The organism is Enterococcus durans NBRC 100479 = LMG 10746 (assembly GCF_001544215.1).
Classification (GTDB): Bacteria; Bacillota; Bacilli; order Lactobacillales; family Enterococcaceae; genus Enterococcus_B; species Enterococcus_B durans.
On sequence record NZ_BCQB01000031.1, the window covers coordinates 1 to 13,243 of the forward strand.

14 protein-coding genes, 1 pseudogene and 1 other annotated feature (1 of these 16 cut by a window edge) are annotated in these 13,243 nt (G+C 37.8%); of the genes and pseudogenes, 12 read left to right on the plus strand and 3 right to left on the minus strand.

What is annotated here, in order from left to right:
* Positions 1-81 precede the first annotated feature (81 nt).
* On the minus strand, positions 82-1,215 hold the full coding sequence (locus ED2_RS09480; RefSeq protein WP_016177514.1) for a trans-sulfuration enzyme family protein: 1,134 nt from the start codon (positions 1,213-1,215) through the stop codon (positions 82-84).
* A 258-nt stretch (positions 1,216-1,473) separates the two neighbouring features.
* Between ED2_RS09480 and ED2_RS09485 the strand changes: the two genes are divergently transcribed.
* From ED2_RS09485 to ED2_RS09495, 3 genes are read left to right on the plus strand one after another with little or no spacing between them, the layout of a single operon-like run.
* Positions 1,474-1,836 carry a Rid family detoxifying hydrolase gene (locus tag ED2_RS09485; protein WP_005876951.1) on the plus strand — a complete coding sequence of 121 codons (363 nt, stop codon included), beginning with the start codon at positions 1,474-1,476 and terminating at the stop codon, positions 1,834-1,836.
* Positions 1,837-1,846: 10 nt separating this feature from the next.
* The gene (locus ED2_RS09490; protein WP_016177515.1) at positions 1,847-3,178 is read left to right on the plus strand and encodes a CoA-disulfide reductase; all 1,332 of its coding nucleotides are present in this window, start codon (positions 1,847-1,849) and stop codon (positions 3,176-3,178) included.
* A 14-nt stretch (positions 3,179-3,192) separates the two neighbouring features.
* Entirely contained in the window at positions 3,193-4,611 is a 1,419-nt protein-coding gene (locus ED2_RS09495; protein WP_016177516.1) for a cation:dicarboxylate symporter family transporter, read from the plus strand.
* 149 nt (positions 4,612-4,760) lie between these two features.
* On the opposite strand, the gene ED2_RS09500 is transcribed toward ED2_RS09495, so the two are convergent.
* Entirely contained in the window at positions 4,761-5,426 is a 666-nt protein-coding gene (locus ED2_RS09500) for a helix-turn-helix transcriptional regulator (RefSeq protein WP_016177517.1), read from the minus strand.
* Positions 5,427-5,653: 227 nt separating this feature from the next.
* On the opposite strand from ED2_RS09500, the gene ED2_RS09505 reads away from it, so the two are divergent.
* The 9 genes and pseudogenes from ED2_RS09505 to ED2_RS09540 all read left to right on the plus strand — a co-directional run bounded on the left by ED2_RS09505 (position 5,654) and on the right by ED2_RS09540 (position 11,892).
* Positions 5,654-6,214, plus strand: a complete 561-nt coding sequence (locus ED2_RS09505) for a GNAT family N-acetyltransferase (RefSeq protein ID WP_005876944.1) — start codon at positions 5,654-5,656, stop codon at positions 6,212-6,214.
* Between the two features lie 17 nt (positions 6,215-6,231).
* Positions 6,232-6,351 (plus strand): annotated as a pseudogene (locus ED2_RS16400) (DUF3788 family protein); the annotation flags it as partial.
* A 286-nt stretch (positions 6,352-6,637) separates the two neighbouring features.
* The gene (gene alsS / locus ED2_RS09510) at positions 6,638-8,302 is read left to right on the plus strand and encodes an acetolactate synthase AlsS (RefSeq protein ID WP_016177518.1); all 1,665 of its coding nucleotides are present in this window, start codon (positions 6,638-6,640) and stop codon (positions 8,300-8,302) included.
* A 12-nt stretch (positions 8,303-8,314) separates the two neighbouring features.
* The gene (budA, locus tag ED2_RS09515; protein WP_005876940.1) at positions 8,315-9,025 is read left to right on the plus strand and encodes an acetolactate decarboxylase; all 711 of its coding nucleotides are present in this window, start codon (positions 8,315-8,317) and stop codon (positions 9,023-9,025) included.
* A 220-nt stretch (positions 9,026-9,245) separates the two neighbouring features.
* Entirely contained in the window at positions 9,246-9,734 is a 489-nt protein-coding gene (locus ED2_RS09520) for a free L-methionine (R)-S-oxide reductase MsrC (protein WP_016177519.1), read from the plus strand.
* Between the two features lie 266 nt (positions 9,735-10,000).
* A complete protein-coding gene (locus tag ED2_RS09525; RefSeq protein ID WP_060789774.1) occupies positions 10,001-10,213 on the plus strand; it encodes a hypothetical protein in 213 nt (70 codons plus the stop codon).
* Between the two features lie 300 nt (positions 10,214-10,513).
* Positions 10,514-10,933: a MarR family winged helix-turn-helix transcriptional regulator gene (locus ED2_RS09530; RefSeq protein WP_016177520.1), complete on the plus strand. Its 420-nt coding sequence runs from the start codon at positions 10,514-10,516 to the stop codon at positions 10,931-10,933.
* A 17-nt stretch (positions 10,934-10,950) separates the two neighbouring features.
* Positions 10,951-11,589 carry a nitroreductase family protein gene (locus ED2_RS09535; RefSeq protein WP_016177521.1) on the plus strand — a complete coding sequence of 213 codons (639 nt, stop codon included), beginning with the start codon at positions 10,951-10,953 and terminating at the stop codon, positions 11,587-11,589.
* Positions 11,590-11,604: 15 nt separating this feature from the next.
* The gene (locus ED2_RS09540; protein WP_005876932.1) at positions 11,605-11,892 is read left to right on the plus strand and encodes a putative quinol monooxygenase; all 288 of its coding nucleotides are present in this window, start codon (positions 11,605-11,607) and stop codon (positions 11,890-11,892) included.
* A gap of 113 nt (positions 11,893-12,005) precedes the next feature.
* Here the strand turns inward: ED2_RS09540 and ED2_RS09545 are convergent, their stop codons facing one another.
* The gene (locus ED2_RS09545; protein ID WP_005876930.1) at positions 12,006-12,806 is read right to left on the minus strand and encodes a hypothetical protein; all 801 of its coding nucleotides are present in this window, start codon (positions 12,804-12,806) and stop codon (positions 12,006-12,008) included.
* Positions 12,807-13,029: 223 nt separating this feature from the next.
* Positions 13,030-13,243: a binding site (T-box leader), on the plus strand; it runs 35 nt beyond the window's last position.

Genomic DNA, 13,243 nt, shown 5'->3' on the forward strand with positions numbered 1-13,243 from the left:
AGAAAAACTGGAATGGACAGAAACTTTGTCCGTTCCAGTTTTTTTCCTGTAATAGTTGTCGCAAGTACTATCAGCACGACATTATCCAAGTGCACGTGTCAGATCATTCAGCAAGTCTTCTTCATCTTCTATCCCACAAGATAGACGGACGAGTGTTTCCGTCACCCCCATTTTTAGCCGTTCTTCTTCTGGCATACTCGCATGTGACATTGCCCAAGGATAAGAAAGAATCGATTCCACGCCACCAAGACTGACCGCAACGATTGGCAATCGACAGTTAGTAAATAAAGACTGGATCTGATCGACCGTTTCCAATTCAAAAGAGAGAATTGCTCCAGAGTTCTCACATTGTTGGTGATGCACTTGATACCCTGGATGTTGTGCTAATCCAGGATAATAGACTTTTTTTACTTTAGTGTGTTCAGATGGAAAGGTGGCGATTTTAGAAGCATTCTTGATGGACTTCTCCATCCTTAATCCCATCGTTTTTACTCCACGCAATAATAGCCAAGCATCTTCTGGTCCTAAGATCCCACCTAATGCGATCTGATGCTCCTTTAATTTTTTATAAATCGCTTCTTGATTTGTAGCAACTAAGCCAGCTACTACGTCGCTATGTCCATTGATAAATTTAGTTGCACTATGTATGACGATATCTACGCCTAAGGATAAAGGGTGTTGCGAGAGTGGGGACATAAAAGTATTGTCGGAAACGGTAAGAATCCCATGTTTTCTGGCAGTTTCCGCTACTTTTTTAATGTCAGTGATCGTCAATAATGGATTTGAAGGTGTTTCGATATAAAACATTTTTGTTTCTTTTTTAATTGCTTTTTCCCAAGAACCATTATCTGTTTCATCTACGAATGTACAGTCAATCCCAAATCGTGAAAGAAACAAATGGATGCTGTGGAAGGTGCCACCATAAATGTTTTTTCCTAATACCAGATGGTCACCTTTTGACAGTAGAAACAAGACCGCGTTGATGGCAGCCATTCCAGAAGAAAAGGCCAATCCAAAAGTAGCATCTTCTAAAGATGCGATACATTTTTCAGCAGCTTCGACCGTAGGGTTCCCAAAACGCGTATAGCTAAATCCAGTATGGGTAAAGACATCTTGCTGATGAAAAGTCGATGCTTGGTATTTGGGGATGGATGAAGCACCAGTAACAGGGTCGATCATCGGATAGTCATGCAGTAACTTCGTATTGATTTTCATGAATCGTTCCTCCAAAGTTTGTTTTCATTTGCGCATTAAAAGTAGCATACTCGTTCTCTTTATATCAACGTTTTATTGATAAAAAATTATCAAAGGAGTTTTTAATTTAATAACATAGATTATTATAAAGAATATGCAATTATACTAATTTTTCTACACATAAAAAAACTAAAAAACATTTTACTGATATAGTTAATTGTGATAATTTTTTATTTAAATATGTTTTTTGATAAAAATTTATCACTCAAGGAGGGAACAATGACGAAAGAAGAAACAAAAATGCCTTATGAAAAGTACCGTCGAGCAAATGATTTTATTTTTATTTCAGGACAGTTGCCAATAGATCCAAAAACAGATCAACTGAACGGCTCAACGATCGAAGAGCAAATGAAACAGGTAATGGCAAATATAACTGATATACTCAAGGATTTAGAACTAACTTTTGATGAAATTGTAAAAGCTACTTGTTTTTTGGCAGATATTGGACATTTTGCAACATTCAACCAAGTATATCAAGAATATTTTGGTGAGCGTTTTCCTGCTCGCTCTGCTTTTCAAGTAGGAGCTCTGCCGAAAGGTGCTTTGATCGAGATCGAACTGATTCTAATGGAAGAAAGTTAGGAGGGGAAAAATGAAGATTGTGATCATCGGTGGGATAGCGGCCGGCATGAGTGCAGCAGCAAAGGCTAAGCGCCTGGACCCATCCACTGAAATAATCGTGATTGAACAAGAAGAGTATGTTTCATTCGGGGCATGTGGCCTTCCCTATTATTTAGGGGGGGAATTCAGTGATGAAAACGAAATGTTTGCAAGGACCCCAGAACAAATAGAGCGCTTGGGCATTCGTTTGTTATTAAAGCACAAAGTTCAAGAGTTAGATAGTGAGAAGAAACGAGTGCTAGTGGAGGATCTAGCAACAAATGAACGATTCTATGAGAAATATGATCGCCTGATGTTGGCGGTAGGTGCCAGTCCATTGCTTCCAGCTATTGCGGGCAGTGACTCTAAGGATGTTTATACGGCAACTAAATTATCAGAGATCAATAGATTTAAACAAGCGCTACCGAGCTATAGAAAAATCACCATCGTTGGTGGTGGTTTTATCGGTTTGGAATTAGCGGACCAATTGGTGAAAACGGGAAATAAAGTACATATAATCGAAACAAAAACAGAATTGATGAACCGAACATTCTATCAGGAATTTTCTGAGAAAATAGCAGAAGCGATCCAAGAAAAAGGTGTGAACCTTCATTTAGGAGAGGCAGTAGTAGCTATAGAACAGCAAGGTGGGCGTGTCCATGCTATACAGACAAGTAAACAGCGATATGAAACTGATGCAGTGCTGTTTGCAATAGGATTCACCCCGAATACTGGTTTCTTGGATGGACAACTTGATTGTTTGGAAAATGGTGCTATCAGAATTGATACTTACGGACGAACCTCGCAAAAAGACATTTTTGCCGCCGGTGACTGTGCCTCGATACCTCACCGTTTGTTGGGAGACGTTTATCTACCATTAGCTACGACAGCGAATAAAATGGGACGAATCGTGGGAATCAATATCAGTAGTGAGAAGGTAACAGAAGAATACGTAGGTGCATTAGGTAGTAGTGCGATCAAAATCGGAGACTATGAAGCCGCTAGTGTCGGCCTTACAGAAAAGGCAGCACAACAAGCGAAAATGGACTACAGTACTACTTGCGTAGAGGTAGCAAACCATTCGAACTATTATAGTGTGCAGGAAAAAATAAAAATCAAGCTTGTGTATGACAAACAGACAAAAGTAGTGTATGGTGCCCAATTATTCGGCAAAAATGAAACGGTACTCCGTTCTACGGGGTTAGCTGTGGCAATACATGGACAAATGACAACTAAAGAACTAGGATTTATTGATTTTGCGTACGCTCCTCCATTTGCTTCCACGTGGGAAGCAATCAATGTCGTTGCAAATACTGCAAAATAAAGGAGATGGATAAAGTGACCAATGCCCCTTTTTTTACTCAATTTTTAAAACTAAGTAATTTTTATACAGTCTTTGGACTGGTCTTATTGTTAGGTTCATTAGCTATCATGAAATATATGAAAAATAAACGAGTCAATTTTTCAAAACGAATGATCTATGCTTTGATACTAGGTCTGATCTTAGGGATTGTTGTGGATCTAGTTGGTTCCACTAATGAAGTCTATACGGAATTTGCTCGAACAGAAATCAATACATGGTATGCATTAGTTGGATCGGGCTTTTTAAAAATGATCCAATTATTAGCTATTCCGGTCGTGTTTTTATCGATCATCAAAGTCGTGGTGGAAGTAAAAGGCGAGTGCCTGAAGCATCTAACAGGGAAAACTTTTGCCACATTACTTGGAACAACTGCGATCTCTGCATTGTTAGGTATACTTGTTGTGAAACTATTTCAACTGAATGGTGCAGAATTTGCTGGTGATCTGGCAGCAGAACGCGTCGAAAACATGACTAATATCGCTTCGCAAAGTTTCCCAGAATTTTTCCTTAATCTTGTGCCTAATAACATCATTAGTGTCATGGGGAACAATGGTAGTATTGTCTCAGTCGTGATCATTGCGGCAATGTTTGCCGGCGCGATCCGTTTTTTAGAAGTAAAAAAACCAGAACAAGTTGCGCCCTTTGTGACTCTGCTTGATTCCTTGAAAGTGACTGTGAATTCGGTGCTGACAAATGTCATCAAATTGATGCCTTACGGTGTAGTAGCTTTAGTGAGCAATACGATCATTTCCAGAGGTATCCAAGCAATCATGGGGATGATCGGCTTTATCGCAGCGTTATATACAGGTGTCATACTCATGCTTATCGTGTACGTTTTCCTTCTTATGGTACTGGGTGTCAACCCATGGATCTTTTATAAGAAAGCCTTCACGACTCTATTATTCGCTTTTTCATCCCATTCTAGTGTAGGTACTTTGCCTTATACACTAAAAACGTTGAATGGAGATCTGGGTGTTTCATTGGAGACGTCAAATTTTGTCGCTACATTAGGAACATCGATTGGAATGAATGGGTGTGCTGGGGTATTCCCTGCGATGTTAGGTGTATTGATGGGCTCGGCTGTTGGTGCAGAAATGAACCTTTCCTTTTATATTTTAGTGGTGGTCGTAGTTACAGTTGGCTCAATTGGTATAGCCGGCGTACCAGGTACAGCGACAGTCGCTGCAACTGTTACATTGAATGGGTTAGGTTTTGGGCACACATTGACAAGTATTGGTGCGATTTTTGGGATCGATCCGATCGTTGATATGGGACGTACAATGTTGAATGTAGCTGGCGCGATGGTTTCTGCCATCATGGTAGATAAGTGGGAAGGGACATTTGATAAGGAAGCTTTCTTGGCACCAGTAACGAAAAAGACAAGTGAAGAATAAATAAAAGAAAAAAGTGGAAAAAGGATGAGGTTGGGACAGAAGTGTTTATTTCCGAAGGAGTTGCTTCTGCTCCCACCGTTTATTCGTTTTTAAAGAATGAGACAAAAGTGTTTCTTACTTTTGTCCCACGCTCGTCCTTTCTCTCTTGTTCATTTTGTTTGTTCGGCTATTTTAAGGTAGCGATAGACACTTGGATCAGAAATATTTAGGATCTTAGCCACTTGTGAGACTGCCCCTTTGATTTGGAATACCCCTTTTTCATTTAACTGACGAATGATCTCAACTTTTAAATCTTTATTTAGCGTGATTTGTTGATCCAATAAGTCTGGAGAAACAATCGAATAAATGATTCCTTCAATCGTTTCTTCCAAGATCTCAACAGAGTCAGAAAATAAAGCAGTGTCTAAGGCGACATGAGAGTGTGATTCTTTTGCTAAGCCAGCTAACCCCAGTATTTCTTGTGACAACTGCTGATATTTACTTATATCCTGATTGATACACAACAATCCAACCAATTCATTTTGATCATTTCGAATAAAAAAAGTAGCACCTTTCAGATTTTTTCCGTTGATCGTCTGGGATTTGTAGTTCACTAAATAGTCTTGTGACAGATGCTTTTTTGAACGAATCAAGTCAAAAGCGAATCCAGTTACCGGTGAATCGATATCTCGACCGCTGATATGATTGTTTTCGATGGCGGCAATATGAAAGTGGTCCTCTTCAAGATTGTGTAGAACGATTTCATAATTTTCACCTAAAGCTTGGCCAAGAAATTTGACTAATGAACTATAAAAATTCAAATTATTTTTATCCATTTTATCACCTGATAATTTTTTATTACCTCTATCATATCATGTATGCTTGTCGTTTTCATTAGAAAAATTGAAGAGAGTCGTTGGCAAATGGTGTTTTTCACTTTTAGATGCAGTATCCCTTTTCGCATCGCCAGCTTTTTTCTTATAGGATATTTGAACAGGTGGAGTCGAAAGAATGAGGTGATCTTGCCTTTTTTTATTTTGACGATCAAGGATGGCTATCTAACGTGGTTAATGCTATAATTGTCCTTAAAAAATTTTACCTTAATATGAATGGGATGATAGAAGCAGTGACGAATTTTTTGAACGCAACCATAGAGCAACTACCACGAATCGTTGAAATCTATAATCAAGCAATTCCTGGCAAGATGGCTACAGCAGATTTGAAACCCATCACAGTAGAGTCAAGAATCGACTGGTTTGAAGCGCATGACTCTGATCATCGGCCTTTATGGCTTATCGAAGAAAAAGGAGAAGTTGTTGGTTGGATCAGTCTTAGTGATTTTTATGGACGGCCAGCCTATGATCAAACGGTAGAGATCAGTATTTACATTGATCAATCCTGTCAGAAGCTTGGGCTTGGGCAAAAAGCGTTGCATTTTGTCGAAAGCCAGTTATCACGCCTGAAGATCGAAACAGTATTAGCCTTTATTTTTGATATCAATCAAGCAAGTCAACGCCTATTTGAAAAAAATGGGTATGGGACTTGGGGACATCTACCAAAAATCGCACACATGGAAGATCGTGTGATCGGATTAAATATTTTAGGTAAGACGTATCGTTCATGAGAATAGAGTAAGAGAGGCTGGGACAGAAGTGTTTAACTCCGAGAAATAAGAAGAAATTCACGAAAATTGCTTTTCAAATTTTTGTGAATTTCGGCTTATTTCCGAAGGAGTTGCTTCTGCTCTCACCGTTTATTCGAGAGTCTGTAGCAAAACTGATTTTTAGATTTGTCCCTCATCCTTTAAATTTGAAGAAAAGTACAGAAGCGAACTGTCAAAGGGAAAAGCGAAATCCTCAAAAATGTGAAAAGTGTTTTTTGAATTCCTGCTTATTTTTGAAGTATATCACTTTTATCGCTATCTTTTTTTACATATCACTACACAAATTGCTTGATTAGTGCTAAACTACATTTTGAAACAGGTTTTAAAACTGTACTAATCAATGTCTCTATTTTTAATTAAATGGAATGAAAAAGGAGAAAAACAATGGCTGATAAAGTGAAACAAGGATCTAAAACTGTAGTAGAAAGTCTGATAAATCATCATGTGGATTATGTATTTGGGATTCCAGGTGCAAAAATCGATGGTGTGTTCAATGAACTAGAAGATGGTGGCCCTGAGTTGATCGTTACTAGACATGAACAAAATGCGGCTTTTATGGCTCAAGCGGTCGGGCGGATCACAGGTGAACCGGGCGTAGTGATTGCTACAAGTGGACCAGGAGCAAGCAACCTAGCAACTGGGTTAGTTACTGCTACTGCAGAAGGTGATCCTGTTCTTGCAATTGCTGGTCAAGTAAAACGTAGTGATCTGCTAAAATTGACGCATCAAAGCATGAATAACGCAGCATTGTTCCAGCCTATCACAAAATATAGTGCTGAAATCCAAGATCCAGAAACGATTTCTGAAGTAATCGCAAATGCCTATCGTATGGCGAAAAGCTCTAAAAAGGGGGCAAGCTTCATCAGTATCCCACAAGATGTAGTCGATGCACCTGTTAAAAATGCAGTGATCCAACCTTTGAGAGACCCTCAATTGGGATCAGCATCAGCTTTAGATATCGACTATTTGGCTGAACGTATCCGTGAAGCTAAATTACCCGTCCTACTTGTAGGAATGCGTGGGTCAAGTGAAAAAGAAACCACAGCAATCAGGAATTTAGTTGAAAAAACAGGCTTACCTGTAGTAGAGACCTTCCAAGCAGCAGGAGTGATCTCTCGTCAGTTAGAAGAACATTTCTTTGGTAGAGTCGGACTATTTAGAAACCAACCTGGAGATATGTTGTTGAAACGTAGTGATTTGGTCATTGCAATTGGCTACGACCCTATCGAATATGAAGCTAGAAACTGGAATGCCGAAAAAGATGCGCGCATTATTGTGATTGATGAAACGCCAGCAGAAATTGATCCGTATATGCAACCTGAAAGAGAATTGATCGGAAATATCTCAGAAACATTAGACCTATTGACTGTTTCCTTAGAGCCACAACAAGTATCTGTTGATGCGAAGGAATATCTTGCTTCTTTACAAGCAAAACTTGCGGCAAGAGATATCGTTGAATCAAAAAGTGAAGAAGGAATCTTGCATCCGTTAGAAGTGATCAATACGCTTCAAGCAAAAGTAACAGATGACATGACTGTGACTGTTGACGTCGGTAGTCATTATATCTGGATGGCACGTCACTTTAGAAGTTATGAAGCACGTCATCTATTGTTCAGTAACGGCATGCAAACATTAGGAGTTGCCTTACCTTGGGCTATTTCTGCGGCGTTAGTTCGACCAAACACACAAATCATTTCAGTATCTGGGGATGGCGGTTTCTTGTTCTCTGCACAAGATCTTGAAACAGCAGTGCGCAAAAAATTGAATATCGTCCATTTGATTTGGAATGATGGTCGCTACAACATGGTAGAATTCCAAGAGATCATGAAATATCAACGTTCATCTGGTGTCAACTTTGGCCCAGTTGATTTTGTAAAATATGCAGAGGCATTTGGTGCGAAAGGGTTACGTGTGACAAATGTGGAAGAATTGGATCAAGCATTAGCAGAAGGATTTGAAACAGAAGGTCCTGTGATCATCGATATTCCGATTGATTACCGTGACAATGAAAAATTAGGCGAAACGATTTTACCAGATCAATTTTATTAAGGAGATGCGAGCATGAGTGAAAAGGTATTGTATCAACACGGAACCTTAGGCGCATTGATGGCCGGCTTGATGGACGGAACTGAAACAATCGGTCAAGTACTCCAACATGGAACGTTGGGATTAGGCACATTACATGGATTAGATGGAGAAGTCATTTTCTTGGATGGAGAAGCCTATCAAGGTCGTTCTGATGGCGCAGTCATACGATTGACAGGAGAGGAACTGACGCCTTATTCTGCCATTACAGACTTCACAGTCGATCGTTCATTTGATGTAACAACAGAAACAGATGGTGAGACATTAAAAAAAGACATCCTTGACAAAGAAGATGGGAAAAACTTGTTTTTAGCGATAAAAATCACAGGAACCTTCAAAAAAATGCATATCAGAATCATGCCAAAACAAGAAAAACCTTATCGAAGATTAGCCAAGATTTCTGAATCGCAACCGGAGTTCTATCAAGAGAATGTCCAAGGTACGCTCGTAGGATTTTTTACCCCAGAACTGTTCCAAGGTGTAGCAGCAGCTGGGTTCCATCTGCATTTTATTGATGATACCAGAAAATTTGGCGGGCATGTCATGGATTTTGAATTAGCGGATGGTACTGTTGAAAGCAGCCAAATCGAAAGCTTGGTCCAACACTTTCCAGTAAATGATCCAACTTTTGTTCAAAGCGAAATCGACTATGCAGATTTGGAAAAAGAAATCCAACAAGCAGAATAGATACGGCAATCAAGCAATCGTAGTTGTGTTACCTATAAGAATGAGAGAGCGTATGAAAAAAAGTGTGACTTGCTTTTTCTCACACTCTTTTATTGTTTTAGAATGAATAGAAACGGTGGAAGGCGGAAAAACCAAATTTTTCAACTCTTTTAAATTTATAGACTAGTCAGACCACGATTTCTAGGCTATAATTTCTTGCATAGAAGGAGTGGATGGGGTCATGTGGACAGAGAAACAAAAAAAGGATGCATACCAGATATTATTATTACAGCAAGAAGGACTATTGGAAGCTAAAGACAATTGGTTAGCTAACTTAGCCAATTCTTCCGCACTTTTAAATGAAACCCTACCAGAAACAGTTTTTGCCGGATATTATCTTTTCGATGGCGAAGAATTGATTTTAGGACCCTTCCAAGGACGCGTGTCTTGTACGCGAATCAAAATGGGCAAAGGTGTTTGTGGGGAGTCTGCACAAAAACGGATCTCATTGATCGTTGACGATGTTAAAACCCATGAAAACTATATTTCATGTGATTCAGCAGCACAGTCTGAAATCGTCGTACCAATGGTCAAAAACGACCAATTGATTGGGGTATTAGACATTGACTGTGGCGTCACCAATGGCTACGACCGCATTGATCAAGAAAACTTGGAGAAATATGTAGCGCTTTTAGTTGGAAATATGCCAATTAGTGTTATTTCTAAATAAAAAATGAGGATGAAACAGTTGTGTCGAGCCGAAAAAATAAGAAGAAACTGAGAGAGTTGCGGCTCGTTTTTTGGAAATGTTGGTTTATTTTTTCGATGAAAGTCCTTCTGTTTCTATGATTTCTCAAAATTTAGCGGATGAGGTGAAAGTATTGTTACTTTTACCTCATTTTTTTGAAATATTATAATGGTTTTTAGTTTTCATAATCTAATTTTAATGTTATTATCATTTTATAAAATGTTAAAACGATTAAAGGTGGATGAGATATGAGTAACGAAGAAATCATTTTAGGACAAAAATATGCTTGCCGACCGATAGGCTTAAAAAACAAAGTAATTGGCGAAGTGATCAGTAAAATGGAAAATTGTGTCGTTTTATGTGTAGAGGAATACCAAGAGTGCGACCATGAAGAAATATTAGAAAAATGCGGTAAAGTTGTCGCAAAGTATTCGGAAGTTTGTGAATTGCATGAGATTTAAGCGGTATTTACCACACCAGCTAGAATTTATGAACATGCAGTTGTTTCTTGATCCATCACTAGTATCATATAGATAGCGCTCTGAGCAATTAAGGAGAATGCTTGAAACGTTTCATTTTACATCGGAAATTTAGTGATAAGCAGATATTTTTTAGATTTGCTCCTATCAAATAGGGATAATTGAGAAAGTTGAGGCGTGTGGTTGCTTCAACTTTTTTTGTCTTGCTATTTTACAAATCAACAAATATCGTCTATATTATTGACAAGTCAATAATTGATTAGTCAATGAAGGAGGGAAATGATGGATTTAAGAAAACTAAGCCAGTTGCTCTATCAAATCAAAATCATTAGTCAAGAGGGTACAGCTTTATTTGAAAAAAAGACCGGTTTCAGCTTGAGTAGATACGAGCTGCTGATGTTTTTAAGTGAACATGGGGAATGCTTGCAGAGTCAGATCCAACTAGAGATGAAAATTGACAATGCAGCTATCTCACGGCATTTAAAAATATTGGAAGAGAAAGGATACGTTATACGAAAAAGAAATCCGGAAAATAATCGTGAAGTATTCGTTTTACTTTCAGAAAAAGCAATCAAAGAATTGGCTCAGTGTGAGAAAGATCATCAAAATTCCAATAACTCTTTGTGTCTCTCTTTATCTGAGAAAGAACTAATTGAACTAACTCGATTATTAGATAAATTATATCAAAATACCGATGAATAAAGAAAGAAGCGAGAAGAATGAGCAAAGAATTAGCAAACAATGATTTTTCAGAAATCGTATTTGGTAGAAAATCAGTACGTGTCTATGATGAAACAGTGAAAATCTTTCATGAAGAAATGTTAGAAATGATCCAAGAAACAACAACGGCTCCTTCATCAGTAAATCTACAGCCTTGGCGCTTTGTTGTAGTCGAAAGTGAAGAAGCAAAAGCTAAATTAAAACCACTGATCCGTTTCAACACACGTCAAAATGATACTTCTTCTGCGATGGTCTTGATTTTTGGAGACATGGAATGCTATGAATACGGCGAAGAAATCTACAACCAAGCAGTAGAAGAAGGGAAAATGCCAGCTGAAGTCCGTGACCAACAATTAGCAGCTATTATTCCTTATTACAAAAACCTTACTCGTCAAGAAATGAATGATGTTGTAAAAATTGATGCTAGCTTAGCTGCAATGCAGTTCATGTTAATTGCTCGCGGTCATGGATATGATACCAATCCAATCGGTGGATTTGAAGCCGATCAATTAGCGGAAGCTTTTGATTTAGATAAAGAACGTTATGTACCTGTTATGATTCTATCAGTAGGTAAAGCAGTAGACCAAGGGTATGAATCTGTTCGTTTAGCTTCAGAAAAAATCACATCTTTTAAGTAAAGCGAGGGAACTAATATGATCGTAATCAATGCAAAATTTTCTATTAAGCCTGAAAAAAGAAATGAATTTTTAGCAGAAGTTAAAAATTTGATCGAAGCAACAAAAAAAGAAGACGGTTGTCTAAGCTATAAATTGTTTGAATCAATTGATACAGAAAATGAATTCGTCATGATCGAAAACTGGCGGGATCAACAAGCTGTAGAAGGACATAATCAAAGTCCATTATTGCAAAAATTATTCCATAGTATGCCAGAATACAGCAGTAAAAAATCAGAGATCGTCGTTTCAAAAACAATTGACTAGAAAACAATGGCTTTCTATACATTTATTAAACCAATGAAAAACGTGAGAATTAGACTTAACTGTCGATTTCTCACGTTTTTTTGTTCTATCTATCAGATCTTGCTACCTAGTACTCAGTCTTTGGTAAGAAACGATGTCTGCTTACTTAGCGGTTCTTTTTTCTCATTATCAAGTGCAGATGCAGCTTTGCTTTTTTTAGTTAGTTGGGAAACAGATGGTAAAGGAGGTGCCTTAAATTTAGAAATGACACTGGTAGTTATACGCCCATTTCGCATTGAAAATTGGAGATGTTCAGTAGTAACCTGGTAGAGCATGAGATTAAACAATTCATTTTTGTAGTGATAATCTGGCGGATTCATTGTTTTATACAATTTTGTTTTGACTTCAAGAGTAGTCGATGACAAGAGATCGTCCCAATTGAATTGCGGATAAGCAGTTTGAGCTGCTTGGTAGAAAGAATCAAAATCAGTGTCTTGGTGCTGCCAATCATAAGTGGAAAACTTTTTCGTATCTGCTGAAGAGAACTTTAACTTTTTTTCGATTTTTTCTTTTAACAACTCTATAGTGAGCATTTTTTCTATGTAAATAAGATCATCGAAAGGACAAAGTTTTTGCGCAAGTTCTTTTGCAATCAATTCATACTGTACGCTGAAATTATCAACTGTAATCATTCTACTTTGAAGTTGACGGACAAAATATTTTTCTATACTTGGCAAAGTCAATTGTTTTGCAGCGGAAATGGTTTGATCAAAAAAAGATTGATCCTCAGGCTTTTTGCTTTTTAAATGGGAAAGACACACCATTATATCTTGTTTTGTATACTTTTGTTGATAGTTATTTATTTGTTGCTGGCGATAGGAAAATATAGAATGGAGTAATTCCTGTTTTAAACTATTCTTTTCTTCTGGTTTCATACTAGCTGCCTCTTTTCGAATAACTTTTTATACAGTATGAAGTAAAAATTCCAACAATGGACAACAGTTTTTTCCGCTGTAATTAATTTTTATTTTTGAAAAAAGTATACTTAGTAAAATCGATAGCACAAAAATCAGAAAGTCAGCATTAGACTAGCTAAAAGAAAAAATTTTTTTCTTGATTGACAAATCAAATGAACTCTGCTATTTTATTACCAATCATTAAAACGCGATGAAAAAGAAAGTAGAGTAACCATGTACGCTAAAGAGAATTCCTGCTTGGTGAGAGGGGATGCGCATCAATTACTTGAAAATGGCTTTTGAGCGGATTTCCCGACTTTATGAAGGAAGTACGGTTGTCCCCGTTAACAAGGCACAGTCTCCAAGATGCAAACTTTTTGGGTACTGATCGAGATGAAATCTGTGAGGATTTTATG

Bases quoted from the DNA above. Each gene is read 5' to 3' on its own strand.
- ED2_RS09480 (WP_016177514.1), bottom strand. From the start codon at position 1,215: ATGAAAATCAATACGAAGTTACTGCATGACTATCCGATGATCGACCCT.
- ED2_RS09485 (WP_005876951.1), top strand. From the start codon at position 1,474: ATGACGAAAGAAGAAACAAAAATGCCTTATGAAAAGTACCGTCGAGCA.
- ED2_RS09490 (WP_016177515.1), top strand. From the start codon at position 1,847: ATGAAGATTGTGATCATCGGTGGGATAGCGGCCGGCATGAGTGCAGCA.
- ED2_RS09500 (WP_016177517.1), bottom strand. From the start codon at position 5,426: ATGGATAAAAATAATTTGAATTTTTATAGTTCATTAGTCAAATTTCTT.
- alsS (WP_016177518.1), top strand. From the start codon at position 6,638: ATGGCTGATAAAGTGAAACAAGGATCTAAAACTGTAGTAGAAAGTCTG.
- budA (WP_005876940.1), top strand. From the start codon at position 8,315: ATGAGTGAAAAGGTATTGTATCAACACGGAACCTTAGGCGCATTGATG.
- ED2_RS09520 (WP_016177519.1), top strand. From the start codon at position 9,246: ATGTGGACAGAGAAACAAAAAAAGGATGCATACCAGATATTATTATTA.
- ED2_RS09525 (WP_060789774.1), top strand. From the start codon at position 10,001: ATGAGTAACGAAGAAATCATTTTAGGACAAAAATATGCTTGCCGACCG.
- ED2_RS09530 (WP_016177520.1), top strand. From the start codon at position 10,514: ATGGATTTAAGAAAACTAAGCCAGTTGCTCTATCAAATCAAAATCATT.
- ED2_RS09535 (WP_016177521.1), top strand. From the start codon at position 10,951: ATGAGCAAAGAATTAGCAAACAATGATTTTTCAGAAATCGTATTTGGT.
- ED2_RS09540 (WP_005876932.1), top strand. From the start codon at position 11,605: ATGATCGTAATCAATGCAAAATTTTCTATTAAGCCTGAAAAAAGAAAT.
- ED2_RS09545 (WP_005876930.1), bottom strand. From the start codon at position 12,806: ATGAAACCAGAAGAAAAGAATAGTTTAAAACAGGAATTACTCCATTCT.